General features: G+C 36.2%; 17 protein-coding genes and 1 tRNA gene. 1 reads left to right on the forward strand and 17 read right to left on the reverse strand.

Annotated elements, in window-relative coordinates; translation table 11 throughout:
• Positions 1 to 68: 68 nt before the first annotated feature.
• The 12 genes from CQ058_RS27290 to CQ058_RS27345 form a co-directional block, all read right to left on the reverse strand.
• Positions 69 to 144, reverse strand: a tRNA-Lys gene (locus CQ058_RS27290).
• A 144-nt stretch (positions 145 to 288) separates the two neighbouring features.
• Positions 289 to 1578, reverse strand: a complete 1290-nt coding sequence (locus tag CQ058_RS27295; RefSeq protein WP_002034994.1) for an adenylosuccinate synthase — start codon at positions 1576 to 1578, stop codon at positions 289 to 291.
• Positions 1579 to 1793: 215 nt separating this feature from the next.
• Complete coding sequence (dnaB, locus tag CQ058_RS27300; RefSeq protein ID WP_002016457.1) at positions 1794 to 3155, reverse strand: replicative DNA helicase; 1362 nt, start codon at positions 3153 to 3155, stop codon at positions 1794 to 1796.
• Between the two features lie 27 nt (positions 3156 to 3182).
• On the reverse strand, positions 3183 to 3629 hold the full coding sequence (gene rplI, locus CQ058_RS27305; protein ID WP_105590079.1) for a 50S ribosomal protein L9: 447 nt from the start codon (positions 3627 to 3629) through the stop codon (positions 3183 to 3185).
• Positions 3626 to 5599, reverse strand: coding sequence for a DHH family phosphoesterase (locus CQ058_RS27310; protein ID WP_002167280.1), 1974 nt, complete (start codon positions 5597 to 5599; stop codon positions 3626 to 3628). Before CQ058_RS27310 ends, rplI begins: the two co-directional genes overlap by 4 nt.
• A 78-nt stretch (positions 5600 to 5677) precedes the next feature.
• Positions 5678 to 6613 (reverse strand): YybS family protein, encoded by a 936-nt coding sequence (locus tag CQ058_RS27315; protein WP_002192213.1) that lies wholly within the window; start codon positions 6611 to 6613, stop codon positions 5678 to 5680.
• 81 nt (positions 6614 to 6694) lie between these two features.
• On the reverse strand, positions 6695 to 6928 hold the full coding sequence (rpsR, locus tag CQ058_RS27320) for a 30S ribosomal protein S18 (RefSeq protein ID WP_000918874.1): 234 nt from the start codon (positions 6926 to 6928) through the stop codon (positions 6695 to 6697).
• A gap of 44 nt (positions 6929 to 6972) precedes the next feature.
• The gene (ssb, locus tag CQ058_RS27325) at positions 6973 to 7521 is read right to left on the reverse strand and encodes a single-stranded DNA-binding protein (protein WP_000981962.1); all 549 of its coding nucleotides are present in this window, start codon (positions 7519 to 7521) and stop codon (positions 6973 to 6975) included.
• 26 nt (positions 7522 to 7547) lie between these two features.
• On the reverse strand, positions 7548 to 7838 hold the full coding sequence (gene rpsF, locus CQ058_RS27330) for a 30S ribosomal protein S6 (RefSeq protein ID WP_001233782.1): 291 nt from the start codon (positions 7836 to 7838) through the stop codon (positions 7548 to 7550).
• A gap of 191 nt (positions 7839 to 8029) precedes the next feature.
• On the reverse strand, positions 8030 to 9130 hold the full coding sequence (gene ychF, locus CQ058_RS27335) for a redox-regulated ATPase YchF (RefSeq protein WP_002130188.1): 1101 nt from the start codon (positions 9128 to 9130) through the stop codon (positions 8030 to 8032).
• 115 nt (positions 9131 to 9245) lie between these two features.
• Entirely contained in the window at positions 9246 to 9443 is a 198-nt protein-coding gene (locus CQ058_RS27340) for a DUF951 domain-containing protein (protein ID WP_000436054.1), read from the reverse strand.
• A 20-nt stretch (positions 9444 to 9463) separates the two neighbouring features.
• Entirely contained in the window at positions 9464 to 10321 is an 858-nt protein-coding gene (locus CQ058_RS27345; RefSeq protein WP_002191370.1) for a mechanosensitive ion channel family protein, read from the reverse strand.
• A gap of 260 nt (positions 10322 to 10581) precedes the next feature.
• On the opposite strand from CQ058_RS27345, the gene yyaC reads away from it, so the two are divergent.
• The gene (yyaC, locus tag CQ058_RS27350) at positions 10582 to 11178 is read left to right on the forward strand and encodes a spore protease YyaC (RefSeq protein ID WP_002089953.1); all 597 of its coding nucleotides are present in this window, start codon (positions 10582 to 10584) and stop codon (positions 11176 to 11178) included.
• Between the two features lie 20 nt (positions 11179 to 11198).
• Here the strand turns inward: yyaC and spo0J are convergent, their stop codons facing one another.
• From spo0J to mnmG, 5 genes are all read right to left on the reverse strand, one after another.
• Positions 11199 to 12050 (reverse strand): stage 0 sporulation protein Spo0J, encoded by an 852-nt coding sequence (spo0J, locus tag CQ058_RS27355; RefSeq protein WP_170935246.1) that lies wholly within the window; start codon positions 12048 to 12050, stop codon positions 11199 to 11201.
• A complete protein-coding gene (gene soj, locus CQ058_RS27360; protein WP_002016469.1) occupies positions 12043 to 12804 on the reverse strand; it encodes a sporulation initiation inhibitor protein Soj in 762 nt (253 codons plus the stop codon). The genes spo0J and soj overlap by 8 nt, the downstream gene beginning before the upstream one ends.
• A gap of 186 nt (positions 12805 to 12990) precedes the next feature.
• A complete protein-coding gene (gene noc / locus CQ058_RS27365; protein WP_002016471.1) occupies positions 12991 to 13863 on the reverse strand; it encodes a nucleoid occlusion protein in 873 nt (290 codons plus the stop codon).
• A 105-nt stretch (positions 13864 to 13968) separates the two neighbouring features.
• Entirely contained in the window at positions 13969 to 14688 is a 720-nt protein-coding gene (gene rsmG, locus CQ058_RS27370) for a 16S rRNA (guanine(527)-N(7))-methyltransferase RsmG (protein WP_002016472.1), read from the reverse strand.
• A gap of 22 nt (positions 14689 to 14710) precedes the next feature.
• Entirely contained in the window at positions 14711 to 16600 is a 1890-nt protein-coding gene (mnmG, locus tag CQ058_RS27375) for a tRNA uridine-5-carboxymethylaminomethyl(34) synthesis enzyme MnmG (protein ID WP_002016474.1), read from the reverse strand.
• Between the last annotated feature and the right edge of the window lie 30 nt (positions 16601 to 16630).

Genomic DNA, 16630 nt, shown 5'->3' on the forward strand with positions numbered 1-16630 from the left:
GAACCCGTGTTACCGCCGTGAAAGGGCGGTGTCTTAACCACTTGACCAACGGGCCACGAAAAATAAAATGGTGAGCCATGAAGGATTCGAACCTTCGACCCTCTGATTAAAAGTCAGATGCTCTACCAACTGAGCTAATGGCTCATACTCACCAACGTCATATTTTCGTGACGACAAGACATATCATAACATGCTATCTTTCATTTTTGCAATACCTTTTCTTATTTTTTTATAAAAAATAAGAAAAAACTCATAAAAATATGAGTTTTTTCTTATTTTTTATATCAATTAAGCTTCGTATACGTTACGAACGATATTTGTTTGATTACGATCTGGTCCAACCGAGAACATAGATAATTGGATTCCTGTTAATTCAGAAACACGCTCTACGTATTTTCTTGCATTTTCAGGAAGCTCATCCAATGATTTCACAGCAGTAACATCTTCTGTCCAACCTGGAAGCTCTTCATATACAGGCTCACATTTCGCTAAAATGTTTAAGTTAGCTGGAACTTCATCGATAACTTCGCCATTGCATTTGTAAGCAACACAAATTTTAACAGTTGGAATACCTGTTAATACATCGATAGAGTTTAATGATAAATCTGTTAAACCACTAACACGACGTGCATGTCTTACAACAACGCTATCGAACCAACCTACACGGCGTGGACGACCCGTTGTTGTTCCGTATTCACGACCAACTTCACGAATTTGGTGACCGATTTCATCATTAAGTTCAGTAGGGAATGGACCATCACCAACACGGCTTGTATATGCTTTACATACACCTACAACGCGAGTAACTTTCGCAGGACCGACTCCAGTTCCAACTGTTACACCACCAGCAATTGGGTTAGAAGATGTAACGAACGGGTACGTACCGTGGTCGATATCAAGCATAACACCTTGTGCACCTTCAAATAATACACGATTATTGTTATCTAGTGCATCATTTAATACGACAGATGTATCGCATACGTAATGTGCGATTTGTTGTCCGTATTCGAAGTACTCTTCAAAGATTTCTTCTACGCTGAAACCTTCTGTATCGTACATTTTTTCAAACAAACGATTTTTCTCCACTAAATTACGCTCAAGCTTCTCTTTAAATGCTTCACGGTCTAAAAGATCAGCCATACGGATACCAATACGAGCAGCTTTATCCATATATGCAGGACCGATACCTTTTTTCGTTGTACCAATCTTGTTATCACCTTTACTCGCTTCTTCTAATTCATCTTGTTTTAAGTGATAAGGTAAAATAACGTGTGCACGGTTACTTACACGTAAATTATCAGTACTTACACCACGATCGTGTAAGTATTTCAACTCTTCAAGTAATGCTTTCGGATCTACTACTAAGCCATTTCCGATTACACAAATTTTCTCTTTATAGAAAATACCAGATGGAATTAAGTGTAATTTATATTTAACTCCGCCGAAAACAATTGTATGTCCCGCGTTATTTCCACCTTGATATCTTGCAACTACTTCCGCATGCTCAGAAAGAAAATCAGTGATTTTACCTTTTCCTTCGTCGCCCCATTGTGTTCCTACAACTACTACTGAAGACATTATTAAAGCACCTCCGCAATTTTCAAACGATCTATTCAAACAATATAATTGTACCAAAACAGAAAGAGAAGTCAACCAAAAAGCGAACATTTTTTTATCGAAAAACGTTTTTGTTCGTAAGAATTACATATTCACCTTATGAAAGCCCTATCTTTCATATAAAAAAAAAGAAACACATCTTATTATAAGAAATGTGTTTCTTTTTTATACTGCCTTTATGCGTGCGGTGCATGTCCATCCTCGAAGCGGCGTTCTAAGTTGACGAATTTATTAAATTCCTTAACAAACGCAAGCTCTACTGAACCTACCGGACCATTACGTTGTTTTGCAATGATAATTTCAATTGTATTTTTATTTTCTGTTTCACGGTCATAGTAATCTTCACGATATAGGAAGGCTACAATGTCAGCATCCTGCTCGATACTTCCTGATTCACGAATGTCAGACATCATCGGACGTTTATCTTGACGGGATTCTACACCACGAGATAACTGCGACAAGGCGATAACAGGTACTTGTAATTCACGTGCAATCCCTTTTAATGTACGAGAAATCTCAGATACTTCCTGCTGACGGTTTTCTCCTGATTTCCCACTTCCTTGAATAAGCTGTAAATAGTCAATCAAAACCATCCCAAGACCTTGCTCTTGCTTTAATCTACGACATTTTGCTCGAATCTCATTTACTTTAATCCCTGGTGTATCATCAATATATATACCAGCATTAGAAAGGCTACCCATCGCCATTGTTAATTTCGCCCAATCATCAGAAGTTAATGAACCGGTACGAAGTCTTTGTGCATCAATATTTCCTTCTGCACAAAGCATACGCATAACAAGCTGATCAGAGCCCATCTCTAAACTAAAAATCGCTACATTTTCATCAGTTTTCGTCGCTACGTTTTGTGCGATATTTAGTGAAAATGCAGTTTTTCCTACCGATGGACGCGCCGCCACGATGATTAAATCATTTCGCTGAAAACCTGCGGTCATCTTATCTAATTCAGTAAATCCAGTTGGTATCCCGGTAACTTCACCCTTTTGATTATGCAAAAGTTCAATTTTATCATAAGCATCTACAAGAACATCTTTAATGTTTTGGAATGCTTTTGCATTTGTTTGGTGAGATACTTCTAATATTTTTTTCTCAGCCTCATTTAAAAGGCCATCCACATCATCTTCTCGCTCGTATCCATCCGATACAATATGAGTCGCCGTTCGAATTAAACGACGTAAAAGTGCCTTTTCAGCGATGATGCGTGCATAATATTCTACGTTAGCAGCTGTTGGAACAACTTCTGCTAACTCTGCTAGATAAGAAACCCCACCAACTTCTTCTAGTAATCCTTGATCAGCCATCGCTGATGTCATTATTACTAAGTCGATTGGTTCTCCCTTATCAGACAACCCAAGCATGACTTCAAAAATCTTTTGATGTTTCGTTCGATAAAATGAGTCAGGTACCAATAGTTCCGATGCTGACGTTAACGCATCCTGATCAATTAATATGGCACCTAAGACTGCCTGCTCAGCTTCTATATTATGCGGAGGGGTACGATCAGCCATTACATCACTCATGCGCAATCCTCCTTGCTTAATTTATTTTTATTGTTCACTAACATGAACTTTTACTGTTGCTGTTACTTGCGGATGCAATTTCACATTGATGTTTGTATAACCTAATGCACGGATTGCATCATCCATTTCAAATTTACGTTTATCAAGTTTAATCTTGTGTGACTTTTGCATTACATCTACAATTTGTTTACTCGTGATAGAACCAAATAAGCGGCCACCTTCTCCAGATTTCGCCTTTACTTCTACAGTTAATTTCTCTAATGTTTCTTTCAGCTCTTTTGCATTCTCAACTTCTGCTGCTGCATCTTTTTCCTCTTTGCGCTTTTGAGCATCTAAAGTTTTCATACTGCTGTTTGTCGCTTCGGCAGCTAACCCCTGTTTTAGTAAGAAATTATTTGCATAACCGTCTGGTACGTTTTTTATTTCTCCTTTTTTACCTTTACCTTTTACGTCTTTTAGAAAAATTACTTTCATGATTGTGTGCCTCCCTGTAAATAGTCATCAATAACAAATCGAAGCTTCTCCTCCGCTTCATTTACTGTAACATTTTTCATTTGTGTGGCTGCATTTGTTAAGTGCCCGCCACCTCCTAAATTCTCCATAATTAGCTGTACATTCAATTCACCTAAAGATCTACCACTAATTCCAATGAAATTTTCTCCACGTTTTGCAATAACAAACGATGCAATGATACCTGTCATTGTCAATAATGTGTCTGCTGATTGTGCAATAAGTACTTGGTCATAATATTCATCACCATCAACTTTAGCAATCGCAATTCCATTTTTATAAATGTACGCATTTTTAATGGCTTTTGCAACTCGTAAATACTGACCCATATCTTCTTTTAAAAGTTCTTGTACAAGTACAGTGTCTGCGCCATGCGAGCGTAAATAAGAAGCGGCATCAAATGTACGAGCGCCTGTACGGAATGTAAAACTTTTCGTATCAACAATAATACCAGCTAACAATGCCGTTGCTTCTAACATTGTCATCTTTAAATTTTTCGGTTGATACTCAAGTAATTCTGTAACAAGCTCTGCCGTTGAAGAAGCGTATGGCTCCATATAAACAAGTAATGGATCTTCAATGAAATCTTCCCCGCGGCGATGATGGTCAATAACTACTACATTTTCAATCTTGTGTAACAGTTTTTCCTCCATCACCATTGAAGGTTTATGCGTGTCAACAACAACAAGTAATGAATCATCATTTGCAAATTCCATCGCTTGCCCTGGTGTAATAAAATGTGACCATAACTCTTCATTTTGTTTCACTTTATCCATCAAACGTTTGATTCCTTTATCAGAATCATTTTCATCTAATACAATATATCCTTTGCGCTCATTTAATTGAGCTACCTTTAAAATACCAATCGCTGCACCAATCGCATCCATATCAGGAGCTCTATGCCCCATTATAATGACATTACTGCTTTCTAATACTAAATCCTTTAATGCATGCGAAATAACCCTAGCACGTACACGAGTACGCTTTTCAACCGGATTCGTCTTACCACCGTAAAACTTAACTTTACCCGTTGCTTGTTTAATAGCTACTTGATCTCCTCCTCGTCCTAATGCAAGGTCTAAACCAGATTGAGCCATCGCTCCAAGTTCTGATAAAGGTAAATCACCTGAGCCAACACCAACACTTAATGTAAGTGGTATATTCCTTTTTGATGTTTCTTCACGCACTTGATCCAAAATACTAAATTTCCCTTTCTCCATTTGCGCTAAAATACTTTCATTTAGTACAACGAAGAATCTTTCTGAAGATGCACGTTTCAAATATGCACCATACTTAACGGCCCATTCATTTAGACGTGACGTCACAAGACTTGTTATATTCGTACGTAATTGGTCATCTAATCCTTGTGTAACTTCATCATAGTTATCTAAATAAATAACAGCTAAAACAGTGCGTTGATCTTCATACATCTTTTCAATTTCTGTTTGTTCCGTTACATCAAAGAAATAAATTAGCTTTTCTTCTTTCCTTACAAAAACACGAAACTTTCGATTATTTAAAGAAACTATATCGTCAGAAGTTTCCCCCTTAATAAAAAGGAGTAATGTTTCTGATACATCGTAAAGGTGCCAACCAGCTAATGCATGCTGCCCCAAACATGATGATAAATAAGGATTCGCCCAATCAATCCCATAATCCTTATTGTATAACAAAATACCAATTGGCATTTGGTTAAATGCTTCATTACTCACTTTCTTTACCCTTGTAATCATATCTGTCGTATGTTTTTCAAAATTCCTTTGAAAAGTAAGTTCGAATCGTATAACGAAAAAAAGTACAATACAAAAGATAAAGAAGGCTGATATCCCCATAATTAAATGAAAGTAACAGAGGAGTGAAATTAGCACGAATACAAAGAATGCCAATACGTAAACAGGATATAAAAACCACTGTTTCTTATAAAATTCAGGCATGTATACAACTCCTATAAAGTAAAACTAACTCACTTTCTAGTTAGTTAAACAAATTAAAATAGTGTAAGGAATATTATTTTATTCCCCTATTTTAGAACGCAATGAAATCCCTAAATCAATTATACCTAAGATTGTTACAAGAGGAAACATCATCGGAATAAACATGCAGACAATAAAACTAATAATAGGAACACCTTTCGTAAAACCTTTGCTATGCGCTATAAAGGCGATAAATGTCAGACCTTGCAGTACTAGTAGTAAAGCAAATATGACATATAAATTAGAAAATACCATATGTAAATATGATGTCGGTTCTACTTTTATAAAAGTTGATAGCAAAATAAATATAACGTAATACCAAACAATACTCTTTGGTAATTGTATATCTTTAAATTTAGGCCAAGGTATAACGTCATGCTTTAGTTTTCTCAAAACACTACCTGATATCATAACTGTAATCCAAGAAAAACATACAGAAACCATTACAAGCAAACTTGGGAATAACGTTTGTAACACATCATTAAATTGTGCAAATAATTCTTTTTGCTCTTTACTAATAGGCATACCCGCAGCAGTAACTATCTTTTCACTTTGCGCCATACTTTCATTAAACATATTTTGCATTAGCTTCATTAAATCTATGTTAAAAAACTTTATACTCGCAACATAAATGAGCATAATACCAATTAAGTACGCAAGCGTCCCCGCCATTAAAGTTTCTACCGGCTTTTTTCGTTTTTTATACATATATCCTAAAACGATACCTATCAATCCAAACATAGTTGTCTTTACTAGGTTCATCGGCTGACTGACAATAACAGTAATAAAAAGCGCCGCAGTAAAAACTATAAAGGCGTTAGATAATCTATATCTTATCGTTAGCAATATAAATGGCAATGGCAACGCAAACGTTACAACTGTACCTAAAATTGGAACATACATAGATATAAGCAATAACATTGCATATATCGCTAACAGTGCTGCACCCTCAGTAATAAATTTCGTATTCTTCATCATCTAACCTCTCTTTCAAAAAAAGAAAAGCATAGCAAAATGCACAGTAGAGTCCGACTCTACTGTGCATTTCATACGCTATTATTCACCAACATATGGTAAAAGTGCCATTTGACGAGCACGTTTAATTGCAACTGTAAGTTTGCGTTGGTATTTCGCGCTTGTTCCTGTTACACGACGAGGTAAAATTTTACCGCGCTCAGAAACGAAACGTTTTAATAAATCAACATCTTTATAGTCAATGCGAGTGATGCCGTTAGATGTGAAGAAACACACCTTACGACGCTTCGCACGTCCACCTTTGCGTCCTGCCATGTCTATTCCCTCCATTCTTTGTTAAAAATAGCCGATTCACACCATTAAAATGGTAAATCGTCGTCCGAAATGTCAATCGGTTGACCAACATTCGAAAATGGATCGTCATTCTTCGTAAATCCAGAGTTACCTTGATTACCTTGATTACCTTGATTACCTTGATTACCTTGGTTACCTGAATTACTAGATTGACCAAATGGGTTAGAGCTTTGGTTACCGAAACCAGCTCCTGATGGTTGCTGATTGAATGAACCACGTTGCTCCCCACCGCCATTACGCGGCTCTAAAAATTGTACGCTCTCCGCAAGAACTTCTGTTACATATACACGTTTACCATCTTGTCCATCGTAATTACGAGTTTGAAGACGTCCGTCTACGCCTGCTAAGCTACCTTTTTTCAAATAATTTGCCACGTTTTCTGCTTGTTTACGCCATATTACACAATTAATAAAGTCAGCTTCACGCTCACCTTGTTGATTCGCAAATGCGCGATTCACAGCTAACGTAAAAGTAGCTACTGCAACACCATTGGGCGTGTAACGTAAGTCAGGGTCCTTAGTTAAACGACCAACGAGGATAACACGATTCATCAATCGAACCACTCTCCCTTATATATCAATTATTTTTCTTCTTCTTTAACAACGATATGACGAAGGATATCTTCGTTGATCTTAGCTAAACGGTCGAATTCGTTAATCGCCTCTGAGTTAGAGTTCACGTTTAAGATCATGTAGAAACCTTCACGTAAGTCGTTGATTTCGTAAGCTAAACGACGCTTACCCCACTCTTTTGTGTTAATGATTTCTGCACCATTGTTTGTTAAAACACCTGCGAAACGTTCAACTAAAGCTTTTTGAGCTTCTTCTTCAACGCCAGGACGAATGATGTACATAATTTCGTACTTTCTCATTACACTTTCACCTCCTTTTGGTCTAAACGGCCCATAATGGGCAAGGAGCAATTAATTTATAGTAATTACTCACGAGTTTAGATTATATCATAGTAAGTTATATGAATCAACTCACCAATACGTAAAAAACTTGGCAAACACATAATATATTTGCCAAGTTCATATCTTTATTTTTCCTAGGAAATATTAAATTAAACGTTAAAGCGGAAGTGCATAACATCTCCGTCTTTTACGATATACTCTTTTCCTTCTAAACGTACTTTTCCAGCTTCTTTTGCAGCTGTCATAGAGCCATTTGTCATTAAATCAGTATAAGAAACTGTTTCCGCACGAATAAATCCACGTTCAAAGTCCGTATGAATAACACCAGCACATTGTGGTGCTTTCATACCTTGTTTAAACGTCCATGCACGTACTTCTTGCACACCAGCTGTGAAGTAAGTAGCAAGTCCTAATAAGTCATATGCAGCACGAATTAATTGATCTAAACCAGATTCTTCAATACCTAGTTCTTCAAGGAATACTTTCTTCTCTTCCTCATCTAACTCAGCAATTTCTGATTCTATTTTTGCACATACAACAATTACTTGTGAATTTTCATTTGCTGCAAATTCTTTTACCATTTGTACATATTTATTGTCAGAAGGATCCATAATATCATCTTCACTTACGTTTGCTACATATAGCATTTCTTTCGTTGTAAGTAAATGAAGGCCTTTAACAATCTTCATTTGCTCTTCTGTAAATTCAACAGTACGAGCTGGTTTTCCCTCTTCAAAAGCTTCTTTTAAACGAACTAAAATTTCATGCTCATATACAGCTTCTTTATCTTTTTGTCTTGCTAACTTCGCAACTCGTTCGATACGCTTATCAACAGATTCCAAATCCGCTAAGATTAGTTCTAAGTTAATTGTTTCAATGTCATCAATTGGATCTACTTTTCCTGAAACGTGCGTAATATTTTCATCTTCAAAACAACGAACAACTTGGCAAATTGCATCTACTTGACGAATGTGAGATAAGAATTTATTTCCTAACCCTTCACCTTTACTCGCACCTTTTACGATACCTGCAATATCAGTAAATTCAAATACAGTCGGAACAGTTTTTTTCGGTTCTACTAATTCCGTTAATTTATTTAAACGCTCATCTGGTACTTCTACAATCCCTACGTTTGGATCGATTGTACAGAATGGATAGTTCGCAGATTCTGCTCCTGCTTGTGTAATTGCATTAAATAAAGTGGACTTACCTACGTTAGGTAATCCAACAATCCCAGCCGTTAATCCCATATTTTTCACTCCTATGTCTCAATCTTTCATCATTATAGATAGTAACGAAAAAAATGACAAGTTTCCACCAAATGAAAAAAAGCAACGGCTGTCTACTGCAGCCGTTGCTTTTTCACTATTCTTCGTGCTTCACAAGTATTTTTTTCACCTTGCGATCAAACTCTCTTCGAGGAATCATTACCGAATGGTCACACCCCTCGCACTTAACGCGGATATCCATTCCCATACGAATAATCTTCCAGCGATTTTCACCACATGGATGGGCTTTCTTCATTTCCACAACATCGTACAAGTTATATTGCTTTTGCTCCATTCTCTAAATCCCTCCCACTATTAAATTGCTTTTTCACTAACTAATTCTTCGCGACTATATAAAACCATACGTGGGTATGGAATTTCAATCCCATGTAAATCAAGACGATTTTTAATCTCTTTGCGAAGAGCCCTCGCAATAACTGCATGCTGCATCGGCTCAACCTCAGCAATAACACGTAATACAACTTCAGACGCTGCCAATGTTTGAACACCTAGCAATTGAGGTGTTGTTACCATTTTCTCATATTTTTCTGGTAATTCTACTAATAAATCTTCAATAACTTGCTCCGCTCGTACTATATCACTTTCATAAGAAATAGATACATCAACAAATGCTACACTATTACTAACGGAAAAGTTCGTTACTTGTACAATACTACCATTTGGTATTATATGAATTTCACCTGTCCAGCTTTTCATCTTCGTTGTACGTAGTCCAATTTCCAAAACAGTTCCTTCAAATTGACCTATTCTTACATAATCACCTACTGAAAATTGATCCTCTAACAAAATAAATAATCCTGTAATAACATCTTTAACTAAACTTTGTGCACCAAAACCGACTGCTAAACCAATTACCCCAGCACCGGCTAATAAACCTGACGCATTAATATCAAACACACCTAAAATCGCAATTAACATAATGAACATAACAACGTATGCCACAATATTTTCAAGCAACTTCGCTACCGTAACTGTACGACGCTCTGAAATTTGAATCGGCGAACGGCTTCCCATACGAAACGCATTTCGTACAATTGCCCTTGCAACTCGCACAACGATTGCACCAAGTATTAAAATAACGATTATTTTTAGTGACTTCACACCTATATTCGTCCAATCAATGGACTCAAACCATTTCAACGTTAAATCCATGTCCCTCTACCTCTCTAGCTAAAATTTCTTTTTAGTTATCCTTATTATTGTATCAGAACTCTCTCTGATTTCTGAAAAAAATTTATGACTCTAATTCCATTTGTTAACTTCCATTCAGGTATAAAATGAAACGAATATATATATACTAGTACTATTATTCCCGTTTTCATTCACAGTTTGTAAAAAGTATGCACTTATAATTTTCCATTTCACACACCATATAACATATTGTGAAAATTTATTAAAAGGATGGGTGCTTCATGAATATTAGAAGTTTTCGCTTACCTTTTTTTGAAAAAGAAACTCAAAATGTTATGCATCATGACTTAGAAGCCTCTGAGACAATCAGTAATTTCTTACTTTCCCATATTCCCATTAAGACTAATATGCCACTCATTCTCGTTTGTATCGGAACCGACCGTTCCACCGGTGATGCACTTGGTCCGTTAGTTGGTACTAAACTAGAACAAATTGAAATCAAAAACCTTCAAGTATTCGGCACACTAGACGAACCAATACATGCACTAAATCTAGAAGAGAAAATTCAGAATATACAGAAAGAAAATCCTACTTCATTTATTATTGCTGTTGATGCATGTTTAGGAAAATCTCAAAGTATCGGTTCTATAACTACCGGAAAGGGCCCCAGTAAACCTGGAGCTGCGATGAATAAGAAATTACCTGAAATTGGTGATTTGCATATTCATGGCATCGTAAATTTAAATGGTTTCATGGAGTTTTTCGTACTTCAAAATACAAGACTAAGTTTAGTTATGAAGATGGCCGATGTAATTGCACAAAGTATAAAAGAAACCGATCAAAAATTATCTGCATTAAAAAAAGCAAACCATCTATAAACAATAAGATGGTTTGCTTTTTAATTTCCCTTTGATAATAATTCTAAAATTCGATTTAAATCTTCTTTATTAAAAAATTCGATTTCGATTTTACCTTTTTCTTTTTTCGTTTCTTTAATTTTTACATCCGTACCAAACTTTTCTCTTAAAAACGTTTCACGCTCTACAAAAAATATATTTCTTTCTTTTTTCACTTGTTGTGTTTCACGTGAAACACGTTGATTAATTTCCTGGACAATTTGTTCCAATTGGCGAACATTCAGTCCTTCTTTTTCAATTCGCTTCAATAAAGATTTCAACTGTTCTTCATCTTTTATTGTAAGTAAAGTTCTTCCATGAGCCATTGAAAGTTGACCGTTTGCAATCATATCTTGAACGAATGAAGGGAGGCTTAACAAACGAGTATAATTTGCGATATAAGGCCTGCTTTTACCAAGACGTTTTGCTAATTGTTCTTGTGTTACATTTAGCTCGTTCATTAACATCTGATATGCCATTGCCTCTTCCATAGGATTTAAATCTTCTCGTTGTAAGTTTTCAAGCAAAGCAAATTCCATCATTTGCTGCTCATTTAATTGCCTTACGACAGCAGGCACTTTCTCAAGTCCGGCCTCTTTAGCAGCACGATATCTTCTTTCACCTGCAACTATTTCATATCCTTTAATACTCTTTCGAGCAATTAAAGGTTGCAATATACCGTGCTCTTTAATAGAAGCCGCTAATTCCTGAATCGCTTCTTTATTGAAATATTTACGTGGTTGATATGGATTCGGCCTTAATTCAGTTACTATAATCTCCTGAATTGTTTCTTCTTCTTTCACATCTAAATCTGGAAAAAACACGTTGATTCCTCTTCCTAATCCCTTAGCCACCTGCAATCACTTCCTCTGCTAAATCTAAATATACTTCTGCTCCTCTTGATTTAGCGTCATACTGCATAATTGGTTTTCCATGACTTGGTGCCTCACTTAAGCGAACATTACGAGGAATAATCGAACGATATACTTTATCTCTAAAGTATTTTTTCACTTCATCTATAACTTGAATTCCTAAATTTGTACGAGCATCCAACATCGTTAACAATACACCTTGAATTGCTAAATTTTTATTTAAATGCTTTTGCACAAGTCGAACTGTATTTAATAGCTGACTTAACCCTTCCAGCGCGTAATATTCACACTGTACAGGAATAATAACAGAATCTGCTGCTGTTAATGCATTAATCGTTAATAACCCTAAGGATGGGGGACAGTCAATAATAATATACTCATATTCATCACGAATTGGCTGTAACGCTCTTTGCAAGCGTACTTCCCGGGAAATGGTTGGTACCAATTCAATTTCAGCACCAGCCAATTGAATTGTAGCGGGTAGAACATCTAAGTTTTCAGTTGCGGTTTTCCGTATGGCACCTTGAACATCTGCATCTTCTACAAGAACATTATAAATACATTGATCTAATTCAGACTTTTCAATCCCTACACCAGTCGTTGCATTTCCTTGAGCATCAATATCTACGAGAAGGACTTTTTTTCCTACTTGTGCCAATCCAGCCCCTAAATTAACGGATGTTGTTGTTTTTCCAACACCGCCTTTTTGATTAGCAATAGCAATGATTTTTCCCATGATGTCACCTACTTTCAACCTTTCTTTCTTATTCTAGAAACAATTACGTTTATTGTAACATGAAATAAAAGTTTTTCTTTTACGTCCTTATTAAACTTCAAAATTTATTTCTAAACTCCTTCTTGCTTTAACAAGAAAATATAGTAAAAGAGACCTCTCCAATAGGATAAGGTCTCTAGCACGTAATTATTTTTTCTTCGGAATTTTAATCGTAATTTGATAGTATTCATCAAACTCTTCTTCCGCAGAATTAACATTCAAACCACTATTAGCAACCATTTGTAATGATTGTCTAATCGTGTTCATAGCAATTCTCGCATCTCGACTTACTGCTTTTTGCTTCGCTTTGCGCTTTGGTTTTACTTCTTCTAATAACTTTGCAATTCGTTCTTCTGTTTGCTTTACATTCAATTGCTTCTCCACAATCTCTTGTAAAACCTTCAGTTGTAATTCCTCATTCTTCAAAGGAATAAGGGCGCGAGCATGCCGTTCTGTAATACTTTTTTCTAATAATGCACTTTTGATTTCTTCAGGCAATTTTAATAATCGCAATTTATTTGCGACTGTCGATTGTCCTTTTCCAAGTCGTTGTGCCAATGCTTCTTGTGTTAAATTATGTAACTCAATCAGCTTTTGATATGCCACAGCTTCCTCAATTGCTGTTAATTCCTCACGTTGCAAATTTTCAATTAACGCTACAGAAGCTGTCTCAGTATCATTTAAATTCTTTATTATTGCAGGAACTTTTTCCCACCCTAACTTTGTTGCTGCGCGGAAACGCCTTTCCCCGGCAATAATCTCGTACTTATCATCCTCATATTGTCTCACAACAATCGGCTGGATAAGCCCATGTGTACGAATCGTTAATGCTAGCTCCTCAATACGTGCATCGTCAAAAACTGTTCGTGGTTGATAACGGTTAGGGGTAATGTTTACTATCGGAATTTCCTGTATTTCTTCATATACCTTTTTAGCTATTTCTTCATGGCTTTCGTCTTGTAATTCGAATTCGCTCTCTTTATCTCCAAAGCCAAATAAACGAGAAAACGTATTTTTCATACATATTCCACCACCTTTTAGGCCTATTGACTGTTCTACATAAAATGTTTCCTATGAAACATTTACGTTTTCATTTATATAATTTAATCTTACGTCTAATAAGATTTATTTTTCAATAGGTAATTTATTGGGCGTTCCCGGTTTGCGTGGATATTTCTTTGGTGTCTTGCGCTTTTTCTCGATTAATAAAATATTACGCTCGCTTTCTTCAAACGGTAATTGGAACGTAGACATTTCTTTCAATTCTCCGCCAAGTACCTCTAAAGCATATTTGCCATTTTCGATTTCTTCGTTCGCCGCTGCACCTTTCATTGCAATGAATGTTCCCCCTACTTTTACAAGTGGTAAACATAGCTCACTTAATACAGAAAGACGTGCAACTGCACGTGCCATTACGATATCGTATGCTTCACGTACACCTTCTTTTTTTCCAAATGTTTCAGCACGATCATGACAAAATGCAACATCACTTAATTCTAACTTTTGCGCTAAGTGATTTAAGAAATTAATACGTTTTTGTAATGAATCTACAATTGTTACTTTTAAATGTGGGAAACAGATTTTTAAAGGGATACTTGGGAATCCAGCTCCTGCTCCAACATCACAAATAGAAAATGGTTTCGAAAAATCATAATAAAAAGCCGCTGTAACAGAATCAAAAAAGTGTTTTAAGTATACTTCTTCTTTCTCCGTAATAGCCGTTAAGTTCATTTTTTCATTCCACTCTACTAATGTTTCAAAATAGATTCCGAACTGCTCTAACTGTCTAGAAGAGAGGGAAATACCCTTCTCTTCTAGCATAGATTGAAATTGTTCTATGTTCATCTAGCAATATCTCCTTACTATGTTATTGGTTCGATACTCGTGCAATTTTTCCTTGTTCAATGTAAATAAGCAAAATTGAAACATCAGCTGGATTTACACCAGAAATACGTGAAGCTTGCCCCATTGAAAGCGGACGAACATCTTTCAATTTCTGTCTTGCTTCTGAGGCAAGGCTAGAAATCGCATCATAATCAATATCCACAGGAATTTTTTTGTTTTCCATTTTCTTCATACGTTCTACTTGCTGTAAAGATTTCTCGATATATCCTTCGTACTTGGTCTGAATTTCAACTTGTTCCGTAATTTCATCACTTAATGCTACTTCACTTGGTACTAAAAGATGAATATGCTCATATGTCACCTCTGGACGACGTAATAAGTCACTTGCACGTATTCCATCTTTCAATTCACTTCCGCCAATACTACGAATTAATTCTTGAACTTCAGGACGCGGTTTAATAAAAATACTCTCTAACCGTTCCTTCTCCTGTTCAATTTGTAACTTTTTATTTGTAAATCGCTCATAGCGATCTTCTTTAATTAAGCCAATTTCACGACCAACTTCAGTTAAACGAAGGTCAGCATTATCATGGCGTAATAATAGGCGATATTCTGCACGAGACGTTAATAAACGATATGGTTCATTTGTACCTTTCGTTACAAGGTCATCAATTAAGACACCAATATAAGCATCAGCACGACCTAAAATAACTTCTTTTTTACCTAAAGAACGACACGCTGCATTAATCCCAGCCATAAGCCCTTGTCCTGCTGCTTCTTCGTAACCAGAAGTTCCGTTAATTTGTCCTGCTGTATATAAATTTTTAATTTTTTTCGTTTCAAGTGTTGGCCATAGTTGAGTTGGTACGATCGCATCATATTCAATTGCATAACCCGTACGCATCATTTCAACATTTTCCAGGCCAGGAATTGTTCTAAGCATTGCACGCTGTACATCTTCTGGTAAGCTCGTCGATAAGCCTTGTACATATACTTCTTGTGTATTACGTCCTTCTGGCTCTAAGAAAATTTGATGACGTGGTTTATCATTAAATCTTACTACCTTGTCTTCAATTGAAGGGCAATATCTAGGCCCTGTTCCTTTAATCATACCAGAATACATAGCTGAGCGATGTAAGTTTTCATCTATTAAACGATGTGTTTCTGTACTTGTATACGTTAACCAACATGGAATTTGATCCATAATAAATTTTGTCGTTTCAAAAGAGAAAGCACGTGGCTTATCATCACCTGGTTGAATTTCTGTTTTACTATAATCAATCGTATTACTGTTTACACGCGGAGGTGTACCTGTTTTAAATCTAACAAGATCAAAACCAAGTTCCTCTAAGTGTTCAGATAATGTAATAGATGGTTGCTGATTATTTGGACCACTTGAATATTTTAAATCGCCCATAATAATCTCACCACGTAAAAATGTTCCCGTTGTAATTACAACTGTTTTCGCTGTGTATTCAGCACCAGCTTGCGTAATTACCCCTTTACATACACCATCTTCAATAATTAAACGCTCTACCAGACCTTGAAACAACGTTAAGTTTGGTGTTTCTTCAATTGTTTTCTTTAATTCATGCTGGTAAGAGAATTTATCAGCTTGTGCACGAAGCGCGCGTACAGCTGGTCCTTTACCCGTATTTAACATACGCATTTGAATATGTGTTTTATCAATATTGCGTCCCATTTCTCCGCCTAATGCATCAATTTCACGAACAACAATCCCTTTTGCTGGTCCACCAACAGAAGGGTTACATGGCATGAACGCTACCATATCTAAGTTAATTGTTAACATTAATGTTTTTGAGCCCATTCGTGCTGCCGCAAGACCAGCTTCACATCCTGCATGACCTGCACCGATTACTATGACATCATATGAACCGGCATTGTATCCCATTGTTTATTCCTCCTAATAACCTCTATCTTA

The organism is Bacillus sp. MYb56 (assembly GCF_002976445.1).
In the GTDB taxonomy this organism is placed as follows: Bacteria; Bacillota; Bacilli; order Bacillales; family Bacillaceae_G; genus Bacillus_A; species Bacillus_A mycoides.